The organism is Clostridium estertheticum (assembly GCF_011065935.2).
GTDB lineage: Bacteria > Bacillota > Clostridia > Clostridiales > Clostridiaceae > Clostridium_AD > Clostridium_AD estertheticum_A.
Genome location: NZ_JAAMNH020000001.1, coordinates 4,332,646 through 4,357,210, shown reverse-complemented (window position 1 = coordinate 4,357,210; position 24,565 = coordinate 4,332,646). Strand labels below are relative to the sequence as shown.

The window sequence follows — 24,565 nt, the reverse complement described above, 5'->3', positions numbered from 1 at the left end:
CTAGTATAATCTAGATATTATTCTTTTTTCAGTGATTATGAGATCTAGAGGCACATCATAAACATCTGTGGGGATTTTGTTAATTACTTGATAGTCATAGGATATACCTATAATAGAAGTGTTTTTTTCTCTTTTAGGTAAAAACCTATCATAATACCCTGCACCAAAGCCTAGTCTATTGCAATGTTCATCAAATGCTACACCAGGAACTATGATTAAATCTATATCCTCAATATCAGCTTTTTTCAGTAAATTATGTTTTGGTTCCATAATACCAAAAGAAGATTTAGTAAGATCATTTGTTAGATTATTTATTTCAAAAGGTATAATTTCTCGCGTCTCTTTTATACAATAGGGTACGATTACTTTTTTGCCATTATCTAAACACCACTTAGCAAGGGTATATGTATTTACTTCATTATCGAAACTTAAGTATAACATAATATTTTTACAATTTATAAATTCTTGTAATTTCATAATTGTTTCTATGATTCTATTACTAAAAACACTTACATTCTCCATCTTCATGTTTTTTCTTTGATGAAGCATATTTTTTCTTAAATTATCCTTAAGATTAATTTCCATAAGTACCCCCATAAATTATTGCAGTATTGCAAATATATCAAACAATTGTGGCATAAAACATTTATATACTATAAAATTTATGTAATTATAACATATGCTTTTCATTTATGCAATTTGTAGAAGGCTGTATTAGTAGGCTTCCGCTTAGAAAAATAAGCCTAATAACATTAAAAGTGTGTAAAATATTATATGAGAAAGAATGATAAAGGGGAATAGTTAATTCTAAATTTTAGAATTAACTTAGCGAAGCACTAGCATTCCAGCAATATGTACTTTTCGTTATAGTATAACCTAAGAAAAAAAGCTATTACTTCTGATTTAGATTTTTATTCATAAATTAAATACTTTTGTCTTTCTTTTTTAAAGTTCTCTAAAGCAGTTTGATAAGTGGATTCTATTTGCTGCGGTGTATATCCCTTTTCTAAATAGGTTCCAATTTTATCCGTGCCCATGATTTTATCAAACATTACAATGGTTTTACCGCTTTTAGGTATTTTGAAATTATTTAATGAGTGAGCATATGCAAGAACGTATATGCCTGTTTTAGCTGGGTTAAATTTATGATAATCAGTTATTTCAAGTTTTACACCGCCAGAATCAACTTTATTCTCAGAGATAAATTTTACTCCTGGCAAGTTAGCGTCATTTAATAGTTTGGCATATTTATCTGAGTTAATACCAGTGCCACCTATCCATTTAAAGAAGTCCTGTTGGACTATAGAAGTACCTTCTCCAATACCCGTAGCAGCATAGCTAAAAACTGAATCAATATCTGGCATGCGCGGAGAACTCTTAATCCATTTTAATTTCGTATCTTGAAAAATCATATCTCTGCCATAGCCTTCCATAGGAACAACAGTGAGGTCAGCATTTATTTTACGATTGAAAAAATTGGCTAACTCGCCTACTGTCATTCCATGACATATTGGCAAATTATCTACTCCAACAAAAGTCTTATATTTATCCTCAAGTATGGGACCATCTATAATTTTACCACCTAATGGATTAGGTCTATCTAAAACAACAATAGGTTTATTATACTCCGCAGCAGCTAACATGCAGTAGTTTAATGTGGATATAAAAGTATAAGAACGTGCGCCAATATCTTGAATATCAAAAATAAGTACATCTATGTTTGAGAGCATTTCTTTAGTAGGCTTTCTTGTATCTCCATAGAGGCTATAGACGGGAATATTTAGGCTTTGGTGAATATATGATTTTACATAGTCACCAGCCTTAGCTTGTCCATTAAGACCATGTTCAGGACTATATAAGGCTACTAAGCTTGCAGATTTATAGTTGGAAAATAGTGTGATTATATTTTTACCTGTGCTATTTACTCCAGTTTGATTTGTAACAAGGCCAATTTTTTTGCCCTTAATCAACTCATTATGTTTTGTGAATAATAATTCATCACCAAGTTTGAAACCAGGTATTATATGAGGTGTGGGAATAACAGAAGGTAACTTATTATCGTTTGTGGATAAAAATGTATATTTATCAGAGAAAAAAGTTGTAGTGACAGAAGCTATGAAAATACAGGTAAAAAGTAAAAGTATAAATAGTTTGAAGCTACGTTTCAATATGAAAGCCTCCTTGCTTGTTTCTGTTATTAGATTATATAATCGTTAGCTAGGTATCAAATACTACTATAACTTTATTATATTATATTTTTATAATGTAGTATATAAAAAAGGAGTTATATCAAAGATAAAATGTATACGGAATTTTTCAAATTACAAAATATAATAGAGCACTATGAAAACTTATTAAAATTCAATAGGTTTTCATAGTGCTCATTTATAATTTGTAGGAATTAGTTCTAAGATTAGAGTTTTTTATCATATAAATGACATGCAACAAAGTGTTCTGGTTCTATCTCTACCATCTTAGGTCTATTATCGCGACAAATATCCATAGCTCTATTACACCTATCAACAAACTTACATCCAATAGGAGGGTTTATAGGACTAGGAACATCACCTTCAAGCACTATTCTTTGTCTAGTCTTTTCAACAATTGGATCAGGTAGTGGAATTGATGAAAGCAACGCCTCCGTATAAGGATGAAGTGGCTTTCTGTATAATTCATCACTTTTGGCAAGTTCTGCTATGGAACCAAGATACATTACTGCAACTCTGTCTGAAATATATTTAACCATTGAAAGATCATGTGCAATAAACAAGAATGTTAAACCATATTTTGTTTGTAATTCCTGAAGTAAATTTACTACTTGAGCTTGAACAGAAACATCTAATGCTGATATAGGTTCATCACATACGATAAAATCAGGATCTACTGCAAGAGCACGAGCTATTCCTATTCTCTGCCTCTGCCCACCACTAAATTCATGTGGAAATCTATTTGCATGCTCGCTATTTAAACCAACCAATTCTAAAAGCTCATCAATTCTTTTCTTTCGCTGTTCTCCTTGGCTAAGATTATGAATATCAATACCTTCTGCAATAATATTAGATACAAGCATTCTAGGATTTAAAGAAGCATATGGATCTTGGAAAATCATTTGTGCTTTTCTATTATATTCCTTTAAATTTTTTCCTTTTAGGCTATGAACAGATTTACCATCAAACTCAACAGTACCTGCTGTAGGGTTATAAATTCTTAAAATAGTTCGCCCGCAGGTAGATTTACCACAACCTGATTCTCCTACGAGACCTAGTGTTTCACCTTTATAAATATCAAAACTTACATCATCAACAGCTTTTAAATATTGATTTTTTTCTACAAGAAAATATTTTTTTAAATTTTTTACGCTAAGAAGTATTTCTTTTTTATCTATTTCAACCATTTTAAATTTCACCTCTCTTTTCAGTAGATTCCTTTGTTCCTGTAAAAAGACTAGGTGCATTTACTTTTGGAGCATCAGGATGGTTTAACCAACAGGCTGCTCCATGTCCCTCACTAATAATAAAATCAGGTGGCATCTTTTCCCTACAAATTTTCATTGAATATTCACATCTATCTGCAAATGGGCATCCAGAGGGAGGCGCAAATAAATCTGGTGGTGTACCTTCTATTGACGATAATCTATTTTGAGTTTTAACAATATCAACCCTTGGTACTGAACTTAAAAGTCCCCAAGTATATGGATGTTTTGGATTATAATATAACTCATTAGTAGTTGCATACTCTACGATTTTTCCACCATACATAACTACTACTCTTTGTGAAATATTAGCAACTACACCCAAATCATGAGTAATCATTATAATAGAGGTATTTATCTTTGTCTGTAAATCCTTCATTAATTCCAATATTTGCGCTTGAATTGTTACATCCAGCGCAGTTGTAGGTTCATCAGCGATAAGAAGTTTAGGATTACACACTAATGCAATTGCAATCATAGCACGTTGACGCATTCCACCAGAAAACTGATGTGGGAATTCGCTAATTCGTTCTTCTGCATTTGGTATTTGAACTAACTTTAACATATCAAGAGCTACCTTATGGGCTTGTTTATTTGTAAGAGTGCTATTATGCGTCCTTAATCCTTCTACTATCTGATTTCCAATTGACATTGTAGGATTAAGAGAAGTCATAGGGTCCTGAAATATCATACCAATTTGGTTACCTCTAATTTCTCTCATTTCCTTTTCAGACTTAGCAAGTATATCTTCACCATTAAAAATAATTTTTCCACTTTTAAAACGTGCAGGCGGCTCTGGGTTAAGTCTCATTATAGATTTCGCAGTTACAGATTTCCCACAACCAGATTCTCCAACAATAGCTAAAGTCTCTCCTTCAAACAATTCAAAGGAAACGCCACGAACTGCTTGAATCTCACCTGCATACGTATCAAAAGAAACATACAAATTTTCCACTTCTAATATCTTTTTTCTCAAGTCATTAACCTCCTATTTCCTAAGTTTAGGGTCAAGTGAATCTCTTAGTCCATCACCAAGTATATTGAATGAAAGCATAATTAAACATAAAACGATCGATGGTATTATAAGTAAATGCGGGTATTGATAAAAAATCTTTGCCCCATCATTAACTAGAACTCCGAGAGACGCATATGGTGCTGGTACGCCTAAACCGATGAAACTTAAAAATGCCTCTGCAAAAATCATCCTTGGAATCATCATAGTCATGTTAACTATAATTGGCCCCATACAATTTGGAATCAAATGTTTAAAAATAACTCTTTTTGAATCTGCACCTAGAATTTGTGATGCAATTACATATTCACTGTGTTTTAATCTCAAAACTTCTCCACGAACCAATATGGCAGTTCCCATCCAGCTTGTAAATGCAAGAACAAGGGTAATGGTTACAACTCCTCTGGGAAATACAATAGACAATAACATAATATATAGCATATCTGGAATAACCATGAGAATTTCAATAATTCTCATCATTATAGTATCAGATCTTCCACCTATGTACCCAGATACTCCTCCATAAACAACACCAAATAACACTGTAAACAACACTGATATTATCGCAATCAGGAAAGAAACTCTTGAGCCTTCCCATAACCTAGTAAATAAATCTCTACCAAGATCATCAGTTCCAAGCCAATATTTACTGTTGAACTTTTTTTCGCCTTTTGTTTCTAGAGTTATATTGTTATTACTTTTTTTGAAAGTGACTCCTCTAAAATCTGGGTCTTCTTTTAAAATTTTTTCCGCTTCAATATTTAATTTCTTTATAATTGAATCCCAATTATCTGATGTAGTTGTTGTTATCTCTAGTTTATATTCCTTTTGATCCCCTTGATAGGATTCCTCAGATTTATCACCAATATGAAAACTTAGCTTTCCAGCTTGGTTTTTCAATTTAACATTTTTAAATTCTAATTTTGTTTTTCTGAGGTTAGGTTTATATTTTTCATAGGAAAATACGGAATTAGAAGATAGCTTTAAACTCCGCTGATTTGAAAGAATAAAGGTTTGATCTTGTAGCTTTAAGTTTTGGGTTCTATAAGTATGTCCATAAAGTGATTTTGAAATCATTGGGCCAACTATTGCCATAATAATCAATACAACTAAAATCCAAAAGGATATTATAGATGGCTTGCTCTTTTTTAATCTCCTGAAGGCATCTTGTAAATATGACATACTTGGGCGTTTTATACTCTGAGCAGCTGCTAGATTTTTACCGACATGCTGAAATTGCTCCTTTTCAATTTTATCCATTTAGCTATTCGCCCCCCTTACTTGATACTTTAAGTCTTGGATCAACTAATCCATATGCAATATCTACTAAAAGAATAGATACTATTATAAGCACTGCATAGAACAGTGTTATACCCATAGTCATAGAATAATCCTGGTCTGTGATGGTGGATATAAAATATCCCCCAAGTCCTGAAACAGCAAAAACATTTTCAATAACAATAGAGCCTGTTATAATAGCTGCAAAAGATGGTCCAAGCACTGAAATAACTGGCATTATAGCATTTCGAATTACATGGCTCCATACAATTTTAGAAGTGGATAATCCTTTCGATTTTCCAGTCAGTATGTAATCTTGCCCCAGTACTTCAAGGGTAGTTGAACGCATTAATCTAGCTACAAAGGCTAGAGTACCAAGGCCTAAAGTAAAGGATGGTAAAATCATAGAAAGTTCACTGCTGGTTACGGTAACTGGCAACCACCCTAAATTCACGCCAAAATAGTAGGCGAGTAGTGGTCCCATAACAATACTTGGAACAGATACTCCTATAATAGAAATAAAAATTATAATATAATCTGGCGCTTTCTGATGTTTTAAGGCTGCTATTACACCAAAAAGTACTCCGAAAATAGAAGAGTATGCCATGGCTCTCCACCCTAAAGCAAAGGACTTAGGAAAACTATTTTTAATAACTTCAGATACTGGACGATTAACGTATTTATAAGAAAGTCCAAGATCCCCATGAACCAAATTATTCATATACTTTAAATATTGCTGGGAAACTGGTAAATTCAATCCATATTTTTGCAATAAAGCTTGTCTTAATTCAGGTTTCATTTTTTCATTATGGAAGGGATCTCCGGGTAGAGCTTTCATTAATGCAAAAGTTATAGTTGCTATGCATAAAATTGTGATTATTGCGTAAAAGATTCTTTTTAAAATGTATTTAACCATTATTTAACCTCCTGTATATAGAAAAATACTAAGTTACCCATTTACCTATTAATAAAAGGAAAGATATACGTTTAAATAACATATACCCCACCTTAACTATTAATAATTAAATTTACTTAGATTTGTCACCAGTCTTCTTTGTCATATCTATATTAGCCCAATAAAAATCTACAGTTGGGCCAGCGCCTCTAATAACAACGCCATTTAAATAATCCCTAAATGTGATATGAAGTGTTCTGTAGTATTGAGGTGCAATAACCATATTAGTCATTAACATTTTTTCAGCTTGATATAAATAATCCATTCTCTTTTTAGCATCTGATTCATTTTTAGCATTATTAATTAATTTATCATAATCCGGGTTACTATATTTACCATGATTATTTCCATTTTTTGATTCAAATAAATCAAGATATGTCATTGCATCCATATAATCAGGTCCCCAACCACTAGCACAGATACCAAATGTTCCAGCCTTCAATCTAGTTAATTTATCACCCCATGCAACTGGCACAAGATTAATGTCAATTCCAATTTCTTTTAAATCTGATTGTAACTTTTCGCCTTGTTTCTTACCAATATCAGACTGATTTGTTAAAACATCTATAGTAGGTAATTTAGCTAGTTTTAACTCTGCTAGCCCTGCTGCCAAAGCCGCTTTAGCCGTATCCTTTTGATTATCTTCAATTAAAGTGTTGCCATTTTCTTCACGGAATGGTTTACTAAGGCCTGGGAAGAAAACCGGAACTACTGCAAGCGCAGCAATATCGCCTTGTGTAACATTTTCAACTAAACCCTTACGATCCATAGCTAAAGATATAGCCTTTCTAATATTAAAATTAGAAGTTACTGGATTGTTAAAGTGGTTAAATTCAAGATAGAATACAGTATAATCAGGCATATCAATTAAATCTTGAAGTTTGTATTGATCAAGCACTGCTTTATCTTGGAATGTCTTCAAATCATTAGCTTGAATTGCTGAACCGTCTAAAGCACCTGTCTTTAAAAGATTTGTTCTTGTAGCAACATCAATAACAACTTTCAAATGAATTGTATCAATTTTTATATTACTCTTATTCCAGTAATTTGGATTTTTTTCTAAAGTAAAGCTATCCTTATGTTTCCATTCTTTAACTATCCATGGTCCATTACTGTTTAACCCTGCAGCTTCAAGAGTGTAGTCAGTCTTATGATCATTGTAAAATTTCTCATTTACAGGACAATAAACAGAATTAGCAGTTAATCCCACAAAATATGGGCATACTTTTGAAAGTTTAATTTCAATATTTCCATTATTCTCTTTGATTCCAACCTTTGACCACAAATCCTTTTTCTTTGCATCAAATGCTGTTTTTAGATCTGCTGGCATTGCCTTTAAAGCATCAGTAACTTTAGCAGCCAAAGCTGATTTTTTTACTTTGTCCTTTTCAGCATCTCTGCTAGCAACTAAAGCTTTAAACGTAGCATTTGCTTCTGAATAAAACCCTTCACTAGTAAGATCGGCGTAATCTTGAGCTCCTACAATGTAATCAGTGATCATAAATCCATACTGACTGTTTCCATCAAGTGCAAGCTTCCATCCAAAGAAGAAATCATTTGCAGTAACTACTGTTCCATCAGACCATTTTGCATCTTTATTTAACTCAAAAGTGTAAGTATTGGTTGCAGGGTCTAAACTCCACTTTTTAGCAACTCCTGGTTCATATTTACCTTCTTCTTTACCAAAACGAACTAAACTTTCAATAAACATATTTGCAATCTGAAAGTCAGGTGATCCAGTCATCTGTTGTGGGTCCAAGGTTTCTGGTTCATCTACAGTATAATAATTTAAAACTTGTGGTGTCTTGTTCTCTACAGCTTGAGGTTGAGTTTCAGTTTGAGTTTGAGGTTTTTTTGAACATCCAGCAAGTACATTTGTTGATAAAAACAAAGCTACTAGCAAAGTAGAAACTAATTTTTTCTTTTTCATTTATAAGCCCCCCTATTAAATTAATTGAAAATTCAAATACTTTCGTATAATGTTACCATAAAAATTTTTCCATGTCAATAATTGGAATGGGTGTTAAGAAAATTTATATTTATCAGAGTATAATGTTATATCGTGAGGAATATATTAATACATCAAAAATTCTAAATTGGGAAACCTATAACTATAATACTTACGATACTGAAGATTAATAATTATCAGTATTTGCAAGACATATAGGGAGGAATATTCATGGATTATTCAAAAATAAGAGAAGTTAATGGATTAGACCACGTTGGAGATGTGCCAAGTGCAAAAAAAGGAATCATAGATTTTCTTTCTGGTGAGGACACATATAAAGACTCTATACCACAAGATAGACTTAACTCCTACAAAAAAGGCCGTGAGATAGCGGTAGAAATTGAGAATCTATTAAATGGAGACCAAAGAGCATATTAGAATTATATATTTATTAAATAAAGGCACAGAATTAAATTCTGTACCTTTATTTTTACGTTCTTATATATAATTGCACATAAAGCTAAAAAATAGATAGGCTTATGCGAGATCCCGAATGTTTTGATTCTATTTTAATTTAAATGATAGTATATGTAGTGAAAAATGACTTTTAATTGTTAAAAAAATATCATTAGTTTCAATTTTTTCATTATTACAAAATTGTTGATGAGCATTAATTGAATAATTTGTTTGAATTTTCAATATAAAATAGTTAAGAATTTACTTGTATTGTCTGTAACTACAATGGGGTACATATTTAATGTTTTGAAAATATGCATTTGTAAATATAAGTTAATTTTATGAAACAAAAAATAAAATGAAAAAAATTTAACAATGCTTGCAATTTTCTGAAAAATTTGATAATATATTAATAATTTATAAATAATTAATATATTATTAATAAATACACAAGGGGAGGGTTAATTATGGCTAAAGAACGAGAAGAGTGGGGATCGAAAATTGGAATGATCCTAGCGATGGCAGGAAATTCAGTTGGACTTGGTAACTTTTGGAGGTTCCCGTATCAAGCTGCTAAAAACGGTGGCGGAGCTTTTATGATTCCTTATGTAGGTGCTCTTATTTTAATAGGAATACCGTTAATGATGGTAGAGTGGATGATGGGAAGACTTGGTGGAAGATATGGACATGGAACTGTAGGTTTTATGATTTATATTCAATCAAGGGATAAGATTAAACCACGACGTGCAATTATTTTAGGTTCAATATGTGGAATGTTAGTTATTGGAGTTACACTACTAGTAAATTCATATTATAATCACTTAATAGGGTGGACCTTAGGCTATGCATTTTTATCTGCCACTGGTGGATACTTAGATAAGGCTGTAAGCACAGGGCAGTTTTTTGCAAATTATATACAAAACCCTGCTTATGTATTTACATTCTGGATCATTAGTTTAGCAATTTTAGGACTAGCAGTTACAAGAGGAATTGAAAAAGGTATAGAATCTTGGGCAAAAATAATGATGCCAACTCTATATATATTCGGATTTATATTAATTTATAAAACATTAACTATAGGATCACCAGTTAACCCTGATTGGTCGGCTATAAAAGGTTTGGATTATCTTTGGACTCCAAGATGGCAAGATTTTAGTTTCAAGGGCGCACTTGCAGCAGCGGGACAAATTTTCTTTACACTATCATTAGGTATGGGAATAATTCAAAACTATGCTTCTTATTTAAAATCAGAGGATGATATTGTAGCTTCATCAATGACAACAGTTTCCTTAAATGAATTTGCAGAAGTAATTCTTGGCGGAAGTATCGCAATACCAATTACTTATGCTTTCATGGGCGTAAAAGGTCTAAGTTCAGGAGTAGGACTATCTTTTATATCTCTACCTAATATTTTTAGAGTTATGGACGGTGGTAGAGTAATGGGTACACTATGGTTTATGTTATTATTCTTTGCTGGGTTTACTTCAGCTATTGCAATGTATAATTACTTAGTAACAATATTAGAAGAAGGTATGGGCATGGTAAAGAAGAAGGCAGCTGTTTTAGTTTTCATAGGATATGTAATAGTTGGACTTCCAGTTGCACTAGAGCCAATAATCACGAAAACTGCGGAACTTGCTTATTTTACAGAGCTTGATAACTGGGTTGGTAGTTATTTACTGGTTATAATGGGACTTATAGAAATAATTGTAGCTGGTTGGCTTATGAAAGATAATGCATTGGACGAGATAAATATTGGAGGTTACTGGAAAGCACCTAAATGGATGTACAGTGTTATGATTAAATGGATAACACCTGCAGTAATAATAATTATTTTATGGGGATCAACTATATCATACTTTAAAGAAGGATATTTCAAAGCTATACCAAGTTTTGTAGCAAATACACCGGTGTTAATTCCCTGGGTAAATGGTGCGAGAATGGTATTAGTTGTGGTATTTATCATTGGATTTATTGGAACTTATAGAAGTATAAAAGCTACTTATGGAGAAGAGGTTGTACAAAACAAGGTTCTTATAAGAAAGTAATTAATCTAGGGGGAATATCAATTAACAATTGTTATATACCCAATAGAAATACTAAAGTAGTAATAATTGATAATTGTTACTACTTTAGATATAATAAGGAGGAATAAATATGAGTGGTCAAGCATTAGCTTTTATGTTAGTAATGTGGGGCAGTATATTCACTTTATCAGCTTTGAGTTTAAGAGCTGTATTAAAGAATCAATAAGAAAAGAGTGAAGATGTATGAGTATTGATGATGCTATAGCTATGAGAAAAATTACTTTTTATTTTACACTTTTATGTGCTTTGTTTTTAATGTTATCTTCACAATTTACTGGATTTCTTATGCCTTTACTATTTATTCTCCCAATATTTATGGGACTTATAGGTATGAAGAAGAGAAGGAAAAGCGGATATTTAATAGCGATGGCAATAGTTCCGTTATCTTTTGCTATTTCAGTGCTATGGATACGATATTCTATACGTGTTTTTGCTGATAGAGCTAACCAAATTGCTCAAATGAGTGCACAATATAATATATCAGCTACTAAAGCTGGAACATTTACTATTGTATTTTTCTTATTAAGTATTCTAATGATTAGTTTATCTGTAATAGTGTTTGTAAAATTGCGTAGACATAAAGAACTTTTCACATAACTTTTACAATGACTAAAAACGCTGAGACTTTGTTTCAGCGTTTTTAGTTGTCCAAAAATTCTAAGGTGGAAAATGTATAGCTATATTATATTCAAAAGTGGGTGCAGAAGTTAAATTATGCACCTTTTTTTCTTTATACACAATTGTAAATAAGAAAATAAAGAGTTAAGCCCCGAAATTTGAGAATAAAATGAATAGTACTTAATAATATTTAATAATGATTGTATTTTGCTAAAAAATTGACATTTAAATTGTAATATATTTGAATATTAATAATATATTATAAATAGTTAAATATTATTAATAATAATACAAGAGGGAGGATAATAATGGTTCAAAAAAGAGAAAATTGGGGTTCGAAAATTGGACTTATTCTAGCAATGGCTGGAAATGCAGTCGGTCTTGGGAATTTTTGGAGATTCCCTTATCAAGCTGCAAAATACGGTGGCGGAGCGTTTATGATTCCTTATGTAATGGCTCTTATTTTGATAGGAATACCATTAATGCTAGTAGAATGGATGATGGGAAGACTTGGTGGTAGATATGGACATGGCACTGTAGGTTTTATGATTTATATTCAATCAAGAGACAAGATTAAGCCACGACGTGCAATTATTTTAGGTTCTATATGCGGAATGATAGTTATCGGAGTTACACTACTAGTAAATTCATATTACAATCATTTAATAGGTTGGACACTAGGTTATAGCTTTTTATCTGCCACTGGTGGGTACTCAGATATGACTGTGACCACATCGCAGTTTTTTGCGAACTATATACAAAATCCTGTTTATGTATTTACTTTTTGGATCATTAGTTTATCATTTTTAGCTTTTGCAGTTACTAGGGGAATTGAAAAGGGTATAGAAGCATGGGCAAAACTAATGATGCCTGCTCTATATATATTTGGAATAATATTAATTTATAAAGCGTTAACTATAGGATCACCAGTTAACCCAGATTGGTCTGCTATAAAGGGGCTAGATTATCTTTGGACTCCAAGATGGGCGGATTTAAGTTTTAAAGCAGCACTTGCAGCTGCAGGGCAAATTTTCTTTACACTATCCTTAGGTATGGGAATAATTCAAAATTATGCTTCTTATTTAAAGAAAGATGATGATATTGTAACTTCAGCGTTGACAACAGTTTCATTAAATGAGTTTGCAGAAGTAGTACTAGGTGGAAGTATTGCAATACCAATTACTTATGCTTTCATGGGCGTAAAAGGTCTAAGTTCAGGAGTAGGACTATCTTTTATATCTCTACCTAATATTTTTAGAGTTATGGATGGTGGTAGACTACTTGGAACACTATGGTTTCTAATATTATTCTTTGCTGGATTTACTTCAGCTATTGCTATGTATAATTATCTTGTAACAATTTTAGAAGAAGGTATGGGTATGGTAAAGAAGAAGGCATCCTTACTTGTTTTCTTAGGATATATAATAGTTGGACTTCCAGTTTGCTTAGAGCCAATACTTACGAAAACAGCTGAACTTGCTTACTTCACAGAGCTTGATAACTGGGTTGGTACCTATCTACTCGTTGTAATGGGTCTTATAGAAATAATTGTAGCTGGTTGGCTCATGAAAGATAGTCCATTAGAGGAGATAAATCATGGATCTTACTGGAAAGCACCAAAATGGATGTATAGTGTTATGATCAAATTTGTAACTCCAGCAGTAATAATAGTTATTTTAATTGGATCAACTATATCATACATTCAAGAAGGCTATTTTAAATTAATACCAAGTTTTGTAGCAAAAACACCAGAGCTAATTCCCTGGGTAAATGGGGCAAGAATAGTGTTAGTGGTGGTATTTATCATAGGCTTTATTGGAACTTATAAGAGTTTAAAGGGTATTTATGGTGAAGAGATTGTTCAAAATAAGGTTCTTATAAGAAAGTAATAATTGTTATTGCCTACTCTAAAAAAATACAAGGAGAGATAACGATTAATAATTGTTATCTACTCCAGAGAAATATAAGGAGGAATAAATATGAGTGGTCAAGCGCTAGGTTTTATGTTGGTAATGTGGGGTTTAATAGCAGGTTTATCGTTTGCAAGTTTAAGAGCTGTATTAAAGAACAAATAAGAAAAAAATCACATAAATTAACTATAGTTTTCGTAATGGCTAAAAACGCTGAGACTTTGTTCCGGCGTTTTTATTTTAGGCTAAAATTTTCTGCGATTCATGTTATAGGAAGAGATTTACTTAAAGTATATATATGGTATAATGTATTTAAAATAAGCTAGGGATGGTGAGATATCATAAAAAGTTCACGCAAAACATTGTATATGCTTTTATTATTGTCAACTTCGATATTTTTAGTATCTTGTAAAAGCAATACTAAACCCGTTGAAAAAGAAACCTATATGATGGGGACAGTTGTTCAATTAAAGATCTATGGTACAAATGCAGAAAAAGCAACAGAGCTAGCCTTAAAAAGAATTAGCGACATCGAAAGCAAAATGTCTGTTAATATTGAAACTTCTGAAATTACAAAATTAAATGCTAAGGCAGGAATTTCAGGGCAAAAGCTTAGCCGAGATACTTATTCCGTAATAGAAAAATCAGTTCAATATAGTAAATTATCAGGTGAGGCCCTTGATGCAACAATAGAACCAATTGTAAAACTATGGGGAATAGGAACAGATAAGGAGAGAGTTCCGTCGAAAGATGAAATTCAAGAAAAGTTAAAGCTAGTTGACTATAAGGATATTCTTTTAGATAAGAAAAATTCTACAGTTCAGTTAAGACGGACTGGACAAGCTATAGATTTAGGTGCTATTGCAAAGGGGTATACAGCAGATGAGCTAAAAAAAGTTTTAATTGATAATAAGATTAGCAGTGCACTTATAAATTTAGGTGGTAATGTTTTTGCTGTAGGAAGTAAAACAGATGGAACTAGCTGGAATATAGGGATACAGAATCCATTGGATACACGGGGACAATACATAGGAACTATTAGTGTTACTGATAAATCCGTGGTTACATCAGGAAACTATGAAAGATATTTTATTGCGAATGGTAAGCGTTATCATCACATATTTGACCCGAAAACGGGATATCCATCAGAGGCCGGTCTTATAAGTACAACAATAGTATCAGATAAGTCAATAGATGGAGATGCACTATCTACAAGTACATATATATTGGGACTCTCAAAAGGACTTAAATTGATAGAGTCGATCAAAGGTGTTGACGCGATTTTTATTACCAAGGATAAAAAAGTATATGTTACAGCGGGGCTTAAAGATAGCTTTAATTTGACAAATAAGGAGTTTATTTATGAAAAAAGGTGATAAAGTAGTTGGAATAGTACTTTTAGTTATTGTAGTAGTAGCCTTAGGCGCAGCTTCAATATATAAAACTTCAATTAAAGGGTCGGAAAATATTGCGGTTATTAAACGCGAAGGCAAGGTTATTAAAACTATTGATTTAAATAAGGTAGTTAAGCCGGAAGAGTTCACTTTTAAGACAGCTAATGGCCATTTTAATACAATATCAGTTAAACATAATAGTATTAGTATTAGTGATGCAGATTGTCCACATAAAGAGTGTGTTAAAAGTGGATGGATTTCAAAACCAGGTGAGATGATTGTATGCTTACCTTTTAAACTTATAATTAATATTAATGGACAAAAAACTAACAGCATTGATGCTGGGACATTTTAAAATGAAAAAGATGCGGGTGATAATATGAGAAAGACTAAAAAAATGGTTTTACTTAGTATATTAGTGGCAATAGCCTTAGTTATTTATTTAATTGAGGCTCAAATTCCAGTGCTATTTCCAGGAATAAAATTAGGACTTGCTAATTCTATATCCTTAGTTGCATTAATTTTATTTGGGTGGAAAGAAGCGCTTTTAATAATGGTTCTAAGAACTGTATTAGGTTCTATTTTTGGAGGAGGTTTATCGGCTCTTTTGTTCAGTTTCGCTGGTGGATTACTTAGTAATATAGTAATGATATTACTATATAAGTATCTTAAGAATGTCCTAAGCCTACCAACAATCAGCGTATGTGGAGCTATTTTTCATAATGTAGGTCAGCTACTGGTGGCTGCCTTCATAATTAAAGATTTAAGAATTTATTTGTATTTACCAGTATTACTAATTTCAGCTATTGTTACGGGGTATTTTATTGGAACTTTAGCTAGTGTATTAAAAAATAGATTAGAAAAAATACTGATACTAGATAAAAGATTGTAAAAAGGGATAGGAAATTTCTCCTACGTGCCTTGCAAATGAACTTGAAACTGGAAATTTTATTAAGAAATTCTAATGCTTTGCGAATGTAAAATCCTCTAGCGCTCACACTCGCCGTCCTGGCTCGGGTTCGCTAGCCTGACTTCCTGTCAGGCTTACGAGGATTTTACATTCGCAAAGCAAGAATTTCTAAATGAAATTTCAATAGTTTCTACGTTTCATATTGCAAGTCACTTCGGATAAATTTCCTATCCTATTATTAATTGTTATTACTATTATTATTATTATTCCTCTAAAGGGTACGATAATCATTCCACAAATTTTATTTTTTTAGCAAATGGTTTTGAATTAATTGAGGCAATGTAGTCGTATAAAATAACGAAGTAATCTACATTCTGTATATATACCCTACATATTTGTACTTAGAATGCAGGGTAGTTTAGAATTACCTTTGTTACAATTAAGTACGAAAGGATGATGTGGGATGGAGTGGATTGAGAGAATGACAGAAACAGTGGATTATATTGAAAAACACTTAGTTGATGAGATTATGTATGATGAAGTAGCAAAAATTGCTTGTTGCTCAATGCATCAATTTGGACGGGTTTTTTCCTACGTCGTAGGTATATCTCTGTCTGAATATATTCGTCGAAGACGATTAACCCTTTCAGCATTAGATTTACAAAGTAGTAATGCGAAAGTGATTGATGTTGCTATGAAGTATGGATATAATTCACCAGATGCATTTACTCGTGCTTTTTTCGGAATGCATGGTGTAACTCCTAAGGTAGCGCGAACTTTGGGAGTAAAACTTAAAGCCCATTCACGCATCACTTTTCATATTTCAATTGAAGGAGATGTTGAGATGGAATATCGTATTGAAGAAAAACAAGGCATAAATCTAGTTGGAATGGTTAAGAATATCAAGAGGCAATCAGCAAATACTATGGCAAATGACTGGAAAGAGGCTTCTGGTGAAGTTTGGAATACATGGGAAGAGTTTTTAAACGGTGGTACCGATGAGAAAATTAGCAATGATTACAAGCTTTATCGCGCGCCTATGTGGCAGATGGGTTTCACAAAAACACTGGAAAATGGAGAAACTTTACTTGCAATCGGTGCCGAAGCAGATACAAATGTTTTAACAAATTTGCAGACGTATACTATTCCAGCGAATAAATGGGTAATATTTACTGCAAAAGGGAGTTTAAGCGATAAGGAGCACTCAATTGATGCAATGTGGACAAGAATAACAACTGAATGGTTTCCAATATATGAGTATAAACGAGCAGCTGATTATGAAATTGAGGTTTACCCTCCAGGAGACACAAGTTCTGATGATTATACTTGTGAAATATGGATTCCTATAACTGAATAATAATATCTTGTAGCTTATAAAATTGAAAATTCAGGATTATCTTTAAAATCGTAAAAAAAAGATACTAAGATTAAAATCTTAGTATCTTTTTTATAACTATTTGCTTACTGCCTCACTCTGGCCACTCACATTTTCATGAGCTTTTAGAGGTTTAGAGATAGCTTTTGTTGGACACTTTGTAGCACATAGGCCACATTGTATACATTTTTCAAAATCTATTGTAGCTAAGTTATTAACCATAACAATTGCCTCCGTTGGGCACACTTTTACACACATGGTACAAGCAATACATCCAACTTCGCAATTCTCTTTAACTGATTTACCTTTTGATTTTGAGTTACATTCAACAAGTACTTCTTGAGAAGCTGGCACAAACTCTATTAGATTCTTAGGGCATACTGCAATACAGGCGCCACAAGCTACACAATTATCCTTATAGACTACAGCTACACCATCAATGATATGAAGTGCATTGAACTCACAAGCTCTTACACAGCTTGCAAAGCCCATACAACCATCTGAGCAAGCCTTAGGGCCTTCACCGGGTGCAATAACTGCTTGGCGACAATCGCGAATTCCATCATACTCATATTTTTCTTTTGCAACGTTACATGTACCTTTACATTTAACGAAGGCAACTTGGGGATTTAAAGTTTCAACTGATACTCCCATTATTTCTCCGATATTTTCAGCAACAGAAGCTCCGCCTACTGAACATAAATTTAGTGGTGTGCCTCCTTCAACTACGGCTGCAGCATAAGCATCACAACCAGCAAATCCACATGCTCCGCAATTTGCGCTAGGTAATGCTTCTCTAACTAGTGGTACTTTAGGATCAACAGGTACATGGAATTTTTTATTAGCGTAACCAAGTACTACTCCAAATACAAGACCCATACCACCAATGCTTATTATTGGGTAAATTAAATTATTAATATCCATTTAAATACCCCCCAATTTTAAACCACTAAAGCCTAAGAAAGCAATAGCCATGAGTCCTGCTGTTACTAGTGAAATAGGAAGACCTCTAAAGCATAGTGGCATATTATCACTTTCTTCCATTCTTTCTCTTAGACCTGCAAGAAGTACAATGGCAAGCATGTATCCAAATGCAGCACCAAGAGCATTAACCATAGATTCTATTAGGTTATATTTTTCACCTATATTTATAACAGCCATACCAAGAAGGGCACAGTTAGTTGTTATTAATGGAAGGTATATTCCGAGCGCTTTATAAAGAGTTGGTTGAGTTTTCTTAATAACCATTTCAACAAATTGTACTAGTGCAGCGATAACTAATACGAAGGCTAGGGTTGATAAATAGGTTATATTTAAAGGAACCAAAATCCAATTGAAGACTCCATAACACAAAAATGAAGCTAAGAACATAACAAACACTACTGCCAGTCCCATTCCTTTTGCAGTTTCAGTTTTTTTAGAAACTCCAAGAAAAGAACATATTCCAAGGAACTTAACTAGTAAGAAGTTATTTATTAAAAATGCACTTATAAAGATTGAAAATAGTTTCATTTTAATCCACCTTTCTTAAAAAATTAAATGTTATTTTTTGCAACTGTGAGCACATGAACCGCATCCAGTACATTCACCAGTTACTGGATCAATCTCATGAAAATGTGCAATTTTATTATTAACTTGATTTGTTTCATTGATTGCCTTTTGATTTAATAAGGCCATTATAATCCCTAGAGTAATAAAAGCTCCAGGTGCTAAAATCATAATTATAGCAGGCTCAAAGGAGTTTCCAAATATTTTAAATCCAAATAGTGAACCAGCTCCTAGTAATTCTCTAATTGATGCAAGGATTACTAATGCTACAGTAAATCCAAGTCCCATTCCGATAGCATCATAAACTGAAGGAAGTACTTTATTTTTAGAAGCATAGGCTTCAGCTCTTCCAAGAATTACACAGTTTACAACTATAAGTGGAATGAAAATTCCCAGTGACTTATATAGAGAAGGTACAAATCCTTGCAATAAAAACTGTATTAATGTAACAAAAGCAGCTATTATTGTAATATAAGCTGGTATACGAACCTTTTCAGGGATTATTTTTCTTAATACCGATATAAAAAGATTAGAACCAATAAGCACCGCTGTAGATGCAAGTCCCATACCTATACCATTTTGTATACTGGTAGTAACAGCTAGGGTAGGGCAAGTAGCTAGAACTTGTACAAATAGTGGATTTTCCGTTAATATACCGTTTTTTAATCTTTCAAGAAGTTTACCCATTATTTTTTAGCTCCTTTCAATGAAGAATTGTAAAAATCAATGGCTTCATTAACACCAAGGGTTACAGCTTTCGATGTAATAGTGGCGCCTGTAAGAGCTTGTATTTGATTGTCTTTTGAAGGAACTGTTTTTACAACTTCTAATTTGCCTTTTGTAGGTTTATTTTTATACTGATCTGAAAATTTAGGCTCTGGAGCATTAGCACCAAGACCAGGAGTTTCAGTGTGAGATAAAATTTTAATTCCAGAAACTTTTCCGTCAGTTGATATTCCAACCATGATTTCTACTGGGCCGCCATATCCTTTTGGAGCAACTTTAATAGCATATCCAGCTATTTCAGTACCCTTCATACCAGCATTAACCTCAGAAACTTTATCAGTGATTTTTACATCTGCCTTTTCAAACTTATCAGCAGTGGGTAATATTGCTTTCATAGCAGCTTGTTTATCAGCTTCAATGGATGCAGCTATAGGTGCTTTAGTTATTTCATAGGCACCACCTAGTAAGAATCCAGCAATTCCAGTAATTAAAAGTAAAATTAAACCTAATTTTATATTCTCTTTCAATTATTTCACCTCCCCAAAAATACGTGGAGCAGTAAACTTATCAATGAATGGAACAAATAAGCTCATTATTAATATAGAATAGGATACGCCTTCAGCATAACCACCATATAAACGAATTATTGTTGTTAAAAGTCCACATCCAATTCCAAATATAACTTGTCCTTTTTTTGTCATTGGTGAGGTTGTATAATCTGTTGCCATAAAGAAAGCACCAAGCACTAATCCGCCAGCACAAATTTCATATATAGCATTTCCAGTCATTAAGCCATTTCTGCCGAGTATAAGTGTTAAAATAAATACACTACCGATATATGCAACTGGTGTATGCAAGCTTATAACTTTTTTATATAGTAGATAAGCAGCACCAATTAATAATGCAATTACAGAAGTTTCACCAATACAACCACCTACATTACCAATAAAAACATTCATTAGGCTAGGCAATTGGCTACCACCAGTTTTAAGTATTGCAAGGGGTGTAGCAGTAGAAATACCATCAAGGGTAAAATTAGTCATGTGAACTGGCCATGAAGCAAGTAAGAATGCTCTAGCAGCCAAAGCTGGATTCATTATATTTTGTCCTATACCACCAAAGAATTGTTTTACAATAATTATTGCGAAAAACCCTCCAATTGCAGGAAGCCAAAGTGGAACAGCAGCAGGCAAGTTAAAAGCAATTAATAAACCAGTTACAACAGCACTAAGGTCTCCTATTGTAATTTTTCTGTGAGTAAGTTTTTGCCATAGCGCTTCTGCTGCAATACATGATAGCACTGATACTAATGTAACTAAAAATGCTTTCATTCCAAAGAAATATATTCCGGCAAAGGTAGCAGGTATTAATGCTATTATTACGTCTCTCATTATACCCTGCACTGAATCATTTGATTTTATGTGTGGGGATGAAGATACTGTATACATATAAGTCACCTCTATCTATTTTTTTCTTCTATTAATATTTATTGTTCGTTTGCCTTCGCGGCAGGTTTGAGTTAAATGACGTTTAGCTGGACATACATATGAGCAGCAAGCACACTCGATACAATCCATACCATGTAATTTTTCAAACTCTTCATATTCACCTCTTAAAACTAAAGAGTTAAGTTTTGTAGGGTTTAAAAACATAGGACAAACACTCATGCATTTTCCACATCTTATACAACTGGATTCCTCTTCTAATTTAGCTTGATTTTTTGTTAAACAAAGTATGCCAGAGGTTCCTTTTATTACAGGAACGTCTAGAGAACTTAAGGCTGTTCCCATCATAGGGCCACCTGAAAGTACTTTAACAGGGTCCTCTTTGAATCCGCCAGCAGCATCGATAACTTCACTTATAGAAGTTCCAAATTTAACTCTTAAATTCAAAGGCTCTTTAATTGCTTCTCCAGTTACAGTTAGAACTCGCTCTGTAAGGGGTTTGCCCTTTACTACAGCGTTGTAAATCTCAAACACAGTATCAACATTTTGAACTATGCAGGAAACATCTGCAGGAAGCTTTCCAGAAGATAATTCTCTACCAGTAATTGCATAAATCAATTGTTTTTCTGCTCCTTGAGGATATTTTGTAAGCATTGAAGTAACTTCAACGTTATCAACATTTGCTAAAGCTTTTTTCATTGCCTCAATTGCATCAGGTTTATTAGTTTCTATTGCAAGATAACCTTTTACACCAGGAAACATTTGAAGAATAATTTTTAAGCCCTCAGCAATCTCATCTGTTTTTTCCAGAAGCATTCTGTAATCACAGGTTAAGTAGGGTTCACATTCAGCAGCGTTTACTATAATGCTGTCGATGATTTTACCTTCCGGCGGATTAAGCTTAATATGTGTTGGAAATCCGGCTCCACCCATACCCACTATTCCAGCTTCTTTAATAATAGCCAATAGCTCATTTTTAGATAGCTTTTCATAATCACTATGTGGAGTCAGGGTAAATACCTCTTCGTACATGTTATCGTTTTCTACAATAATGGACGTCACCATGGTTCCATTACTATGTAATCTAGGGGCTACATCTAATACTGTTCCGGATATGCTTGAATATATTGGTGCAGATACAAAAGCTTTGGATTCACCTATTTTTTGTCCGGCTAATACTCTATCACCTTTTTTTACTAGTGGATCGCAAGGCGCTCCTATATGTTGTTGCATAGGAAACACTAAGTTGCCCTTTGGAAGCAAATTTTGAATTGCTTTGTCCTTACTTAAGTCTTTTTTGTCACTAGGGTGAATACCTTTTTTGAAAGTCAAAAGTCCCATAATAAACCTCCTTGTAGTTCTCTTTGGACCTAGCAATTATTAGTTGTTACTACATTAGTGGTTCTAGGGTAGATAACAATAATAAATTGATAGTTACATTCTACTGATTTTTAGTTAAAATGATGATTACATAACAAAATAATATCAAATAATGTAAAAATGATATTATTTTATTATTAATGTGCATATAAAATGCACTATACTATATATATATTACACCATTTATGAGTATAAAAGAATGCTTTTTCAGAAAAAAAACCTATAAAATATAGTCAGATTATTCAAAAAATTCTAATTATAATATATTAAAATGGAATTTTTTCAATATATTATAATGAACAACATGGGTTTAATATGGTATACTTATATATAGATAAAAGAACTATATTTACGAGAATAAACAATTGAAAAGGTAAGGTGAATATGGAAAAGAATAGTTTAAATAATTTAGAGATTCATAGCATTAATTTAGAAATTAAAGAAGATATTATAAGTAGTTTAAAAACAGAAATTTGTAAAAGAAGCAAATTTCAATATAATTCTAATGTTGTAAATATTCCCTGTTATTTTTATAGGTTTATAGGTATAAAAACAAATGAAATTGATTACTATGAGAACCTATATAAATTAGACAAAGAACTAAAGAAAATAGGACCCGGTTATATGCGATTTAGCGATGGATTGGATAAAGACATTAACATAACTTTGCAAAATGTATTGAATGATATTTGGGCAAAGGCATTTCAAACTGAAATTATAGATGTACCCACAATTATAAATTTAATAAGTGATAATGGGCTTTTTCCGGATTTACCTAACAAAGTTTTACTTCAACAAATTAAAAATAATTTGAAAGGACTCTTAGAATATTATATTAAGAGTAATCAAGCAATAGACAATCAGAATATTAAACTTATTATAAATTATATGATTCATTGGATAAAAATTTATTCCAAAGGTCTATTCCAAAAGTTTGACTATATTAATATTAATCCTAAAGTGATATTTTATGGGGACATTACAAAAGCAGAGGTTTTCTATTTGATATTACTATCAACCTTGGGTTGTGATATTTTATACTTTAATCCTAAAGATGCTGGAACCTTTGAAGAAATCGATAAATTCAATGCCTTTTCTATGGAAATTGTTTATAATTATAAAGGGGAAATAAAATCTTTTCCTACTGGTATAGAAGAGAGGATTAAGACCAGTGCATATAATGCTAAGGAAGAGCTTAATAAAACACTGTTTACAGATGATTCTGGATTTTACAGACCTTGGCAATTTGCGGATTATAATCTGCAGGCAGTAACACTTAATACTACCTATGAAGAAATATATATATGGATGAAGGAAAAAGCATATATTAGAGAAGGCTGGAGCGTTAAAGACTCAACTGTAGTTATACCCAATATGTTTTCTAAAGTTTGTGGCACTCATGAGGATATTGAAATTTATTGGAAAGAAATTAATGATGTAGTGACTCAAAAATATACAAAGTTTTATAATGAGCTGCCTATAATGGATGTAGTTCATTTGGAATATGGGAAGTTTAATCTGATATATCCTAATAATGCCTTTTCAGAATTTAATATAGAGGAAATGATGAATTCGTCGTGGTGGAAATATAAGGAGTTAAGACTCGGACTTCAAAAAAATATGGCCCAGAAAATTAAAGAACTATGCTTAAGTCCTGTAATAATAAATGTTGAACAGGAAGATTTAAGGGATTTACAAGTGGATATTTTTTCTGTGCTTATAAATCTAGATACAGCGGTACTTGAATTATTGCAAGCCTATGATTACCCAGAAGAAGTTCCTAAAATTATAGTTTATAATAATGAGGAAAATGGTAATTTATCCTTTGAAGATTGTATAATGCTTACCTTTATGAATTCTATGGGAATAGATATAATCATATATAATCCATCAGGATACAACGACATAGAGAACTTTATTTATCCACAGCAATATGATATTCACAGATTAGAGAATGTAAGCTTTGAACTACACTTTAAAAAACATGTTGAAAAGAAAAAAAGTTTTTTCGAGAATTTTTTCCACAACTAATACTTGAATAGTTGATAGTG

The 24,565-nt window shown here is 32.4% G+C and carries 22 protein-coding genes; 9 read left to right on the top strand and 13 right to left on the bottom strand.

Going from position 1 to position 24,565, the window contains the following annotated elements; genetic code table 11:
- The 7 genes from G9F72_RS20770 to G9F72_RS20740 form a co-directional block, all read right to left on the bottom strand.
- Entirely contained in the window at positions 1-585 is a 585-nt protein-coding gene (locus G9F72_RS20770) for a 5-formyltetrahydrofolate cyclo-ligase (protein ID WP_164957675.1), read from the bottom strand.
- Between the two features lie 326 nt (positions 586-911).
- Positions 912-2,168 carry a DUF1343 domain-containing protein gene (locus G9F72_RS20765; RefSeq protein WP_224676199.1) on the bottom strand — a complete coding sequence of 419 codons (1,257 nt, stop codon included), beginning with the start codon at positions 2,166-2,168 and terminating at the stop codon, positions 912-914.
- 245 nt (positions 2,169-2,413) lie between these two features.
- Positions 2,414-3,394 carry an ABC transporter ATP-binding protein gene (locus G9F72_RS20760; protein ID WP_164957676.1) on the bottom strand — a complete coding sequence of 327 codons (981 nt, stop codon included), beginning with the start codon at positions 3,392-3,394 and terminating at the stop codon, positions 2,414-2,416.
- 1 nt (position 3,395) lies between these two features.
- Entirely contained in the window at positions 3,396-4,448 is a 1,053-nt protein-coding gene (locus tag G9F72_RS20755) for an ABC transporter ATP-binding protein (RefSeq protein WP_164957677.1), read from the bottom strand.
- A 12-nt stretch (positions 4,449-4,460) separates the two neighbouring features.
- The gene (locus G9F72_RS20750) at positions 4,461-5,744 is read right to left on the bottom strand and encodes an ABC transporter permease (protein WP_164957678.1); all 1,284 of its coding nucleotides are present in this window, start codon (positions 5,742-5,744) and stop codon (positions 4,461-4,463) included.
- A gap of 4 nt (positions 5,745-5,748) precedes the next feature.
- Entirely contained in the window at positions 5,749-6,678 is a 930-nt protein-coding gene (locus G9F72_RS20745) for an ABC transporter permease (RefSeq protein ID WP_164957679.1), read from the bottom strand.
- 112 nt (positions 6,679-6,790) lie between these two features.
- On the bottom strand, positions 6,791-8,647 hold the full coding sequence (locus G9F72_RS20740; protein WP_164957680.1) for an ABC transporter substrate-binding protein: 1,857 nt from the start codon (positions 8,645-8,647) through the stop codon (positions 6,791-6,793).
- Between the two features lie 249 nt (positions 8,648-8,896).
- On the opposite strand from G9F72_RS20740, the gene G9F72_RS20735 reads away from it, so the two are divergent.
- The 8 genes from G9F72_RS20735 to G9F72_RS20700 all read left to right on the top strand — a co-directional run bounded on the left by G9F72_RS20735 (position 8,897) and on the right by G9F72_RS20700 (position 17,397).
- Positions 8,897-9,103, top strand: coding sequence for a hypothetical protein (locus G9F72_RS20735; RefSeq protein ID WP_164957681.1), 207 nt, complete (start codon positions 8,897-8,899; stop codon positions 9,101-9,103).
- Positions 9,104-9,588: 485 nt separating this feature from the next.
- A complete protein-coding gene (locus G9F72_RS20730) occupies positions 9,589-11,169 on the top strand; it encodes a sodium-dependent transporter (protein WP_164957682.1) in 1,581 nt (526 codons plus the stop codon).
- A 222-nt stretch (positions 11,170-11,391) separates the two neighbouring features.
- Positions 11,392-11,805, top strand: coding sequence for a hypothetical protein (locus tag G9F72_RS20725; protein ID WP_164957683.1), 414 nt, complete (start codon positions 11,392-11,394; stop codon positions 11,803-11,805).
- 329 nt (positions 11,806-12,134) lie between these two features.
- Positions 12,135-13,715 carry a sodium-dependent transporter gene (locus tag G9F72_RS20720; protein ID WP_164957684.1) on the top strand — a complete coding sequence of 527 codons (1,581 nt, stop codon included), beginning with the start codon at positions 12,135-12,137 and terminating at the stop codon, positions 13,713-13,715.
- Between the two features lie 389 nt (positions 13,716-14,104).
- The gene (locus G9F72_RS20715; RefSeq protein WP_164957685.1) at positions 14,105-15,112 is read left to right on the top strand and encodes an FAD:protein FMN transferase; all 1,008 of its coding nucleotides are present in this window, start codon (positions 14,105-14,107) and stop codon (positions 15,110-15,112) included.
- Complete coding sequence (locus G9F72_RS20710; RefSeq protein WP_164957686.1) at positions 15,099-15,485, top strand: NusG domain II-containing protein; 387 nt, start codon at positions 15,099-15,101, stop codon at positions 15,483-15,485. The genes G9F72_RS20715 and G9F72_RS20710 overlap by 14 nt, the downstream gene beginning before the upstream one ends.
- A gap of 24 nt (positions 15,486-15,509) precedes the next feature.
- Positions 15,510-16,022, top strand: coding sequence for a Gx transporter family protein (locus G9F72_RS20705; protein ID WP_164957687.1), 513 nt, complete (start codon positions 15,510-15,512; stop codon positions 16,020-16,022).
- Positions 16,023-16,503: 481 nt separating this feature from the next.
- Positions 16,504-17,397, top strand: a complete 894-nt coding sequence (locus G9F72_RS20700) for a helix-turn-helix domain-containing protein (RefSeq protein ID WP_164957688.1) — start codon at positions 16,504-16,506, stop codon at positions 17,395-17,397.
- Positions 17,398-17,493: 96 nt separating this feature from the next.
- Here G9F72_RS20700 and G9F72_RS20695 read toward each other — a convergent pair whose 3' ends face one another.
- The 6 genes from G9F72_RS20695 to rsxC are packed head-to-tail and all read right to left on the bottom strand — an operon-like array spanning position 17,494 to position 22,475.
- Complete coding sequence (locus G9F72_RS20695) at positions 17,494-18,333, bottom strand: RnfABCDGE type electron transport complex subunit B (RefSeq protein WP_164957798.1); 840 nt, start codon at positions 18,331-18,333, stop codon at positions 17,494-17,496.
- Between the two features lie 6 nt (positions 18,334-18,339).
- A complete protein-coding gene (gene rsxA / locus G9F72_RS20690) occupies positions 18,340-18,927 on the bottom strand; it encodes an electron transport complex subunit RsxA (RefSeq protein ID WP_164957689.1) in 588 nt (195 codons plus the stop codon).
- A gap of 30 nt (positions 18,928-18,957) precedes the next feature.
- Positions 18,958-19,650, bottom strand: a complete 693-nt coding sequence (gene rsxE, locus G9F72_RS20685) for an electron transport complex subunit RsxE (RefSeq protein ID WP_164957690.1) — start codon at positions 19,648-19,650, stop codon at positions 18,958-18,960.
- Positions 19,650-20,216, bottom strand: coding sequence for an RnfABCDGE type electron transport complex subunit G (locus G9F72_RS20680; RefSeq protein WP_164957691.1), 567 nt, complete (start codon positions 20,214-20,216; stop codon positions 19,650-19,652). The genes rsxE and G9F72_RS20680 overlap by 1 nt, the downstream gene beginning before the upstream one ends.
- Positions 20,217-21,137 carry an RnfABCDGE type electron transport complex subunit D gene (locus G9F72_RS20675; protein ID WP_164957692.1) on the bottom strand — a complete coding sequence of 307 codons (921 nt, stop codon included), beginning with the start codon at positions 21,135-21,137 and terminating at the stop codon, positions 20,217-20,219.
- A gap of 15 nt (positions 21,138-21,152) precedes the next feature.
- A complete protein-coding gene (rsxC, locus tag G9F72_RS20670) occupies positions 21,153-22,475 on the bottom strand; it encodes an electron transport complex subunit RsxC (protein WP_164957693.1) in 1,323 nt (440 codons plus the stop codon).
- 423 nt (positions 22,476-22,898) lie between these two features.
- Between rsxC and G9F72_RS20665 the strand changes: the two genes are divergently transcribed.
- Complete coding sequence (locus tag G9F72_RS20665) at positions 22,899-24,545, top strand: YceG family protein (protein WP_164957694.1); 1,647 nt, start codon at positions 22,899-22,901, stop codon at positions 24,543-24,545.
- The last annotated feature ends 20 nt before the right edge of the window (positions 24,546-24,565 follow it).

What these genes read in the sequence shown, in the direction of transcription:
- G9F72_RS20770 (WP_164957675.1), bottom strand. Translation starts at nt 585, where the DNA reads ATGGAAATTAATCTTAAGGATAATTTAAGAAAAAATATGCTTCATCAA.
- G9F72_RS20760 (WP_164957676.1), bottom strand. Translation starts at nt 3,394, where the DNA reads ATGGTTGAAATAGATAAAAAAGAAATACTTCTTAGCGTAAAAAATTTA.
- G9F72_RS20750 (WP_164957678.1), bottom strand. Translation starts at nt 5,744, where the DNA reads ATGGATAAAATTGAAAAGGAGCAATTTCAGCATGTCGGTAAAAATCTA.
- G9F72_RS20745 (WP_164957679.1), bottom strand. Translation starts at nt 6,678, where the DNA reads ATGGTTAAATACATTTTAAAAAGAATCTTTTACGCAATAATCACAATT.
- G9F72_RS20740 (WP_164957680.1), bottom strand. Translation starts at nt 8,647, where the DNA reads ATGAAAAAGAAAAAATTAGTTTCTACTTTGCTAGTAGCTTTGTTTTTA.
- G9F72_RS20735 (WP_164957681.1), top strand. Translation starts at nt 8,897, where the DNA reads ATGGATTATTCAAAAATAAGAGAAGTTAATGGATTAGACCACGTTGGA.
- G9F72_RS20730 (WP_164957682.1), top strand. Translation starts at nt 9,589, where the DNA reads ATGGCTAAAGAACGAGAAGAGTGGGGATCGAAAATTGGAATGATCCTA.
- G9F72_RS20725 (WP_164957683.1), top strand. Translation starts at nt 11,392, where the DNA reads ATGAGTATTGATGATGCTATAGCTATGAGAAAAATTACTTTTTATTTT.
- G9F72_RS20720 (WP_164957684.1), top strand. Translation starts at nt 12,135, where the DNA reads ATGGTTCAAAAAAGAGAAAATTGGGGTTCGAAAATTGGACTTATTCTA.
- G9F72_RS20715 (WP_164957685.1), top strand. Translation starts at nt 14,105, where the DNA reads ATGCTTTTATTATTGTCAACTTCGATATTTTTAGTATCTTGTAAAAGC.
- G9F72_RS20710 (WP_164957686.1), top strand. Translation starts at nt 15,099, where the DNA reads ATGAAAAAAGGTGATAAAGTAGTTGGAATAGTACTTTTAGTTATTGTA.
- G9F72_RS20705 (WP_164957687.1), top strand. Translation starts at nt 15,510, where the DNA reads ATGAGAAAGACTAAAAAAATGGTTTTACTTAGTATATTAGTGGCAATA.
- G9F72_RS20700 (WP_164957688.1), top strand. Translation starts at nt 16,504, where the DNA reads ATGGAGTGGATTGAGAGAATGACAGAAACAGTGGATTATATTGAAAAA.
- rsxA (WP_164957689.1), bottom strand. Translation starts at nt 18,927, where the DNA reads ATGAAACTATTTTCAATCTTTATAAGTGCATTTTTAATAAATAACTTC.
- rsxE (WP_164957690.1), bottom strand. Translation starts at nt 19,650, where the DNA reads ATGGGTAAACTTCTTGAAAGATTAAAAAACGGTATATTAACGGAAAAT.
- G9F72_RS20675 (WP_164957692.1), bottom strand. Translation starts at nt 21,137, where the DNA reads ATGTATACAGTATCTTCATCCCCACACATAAAATCAAATGATTCAGTG.
- rsxC (WP_164957693.1), bottom strand. Translation starts at nt 22,475, where the DNA reads ATGGGACTTTTGACTTTCAAAAAAGGTATTCACCCTAGTGACAAAAAA.
- G9F72_RS20665 (WP_164957694.1), top strand. Translation starts at nt 22,899, where the DNA reads ATGGAAAAGAATAGTTTAAATAATTTAGAGATTCATAGCATTAATTTA.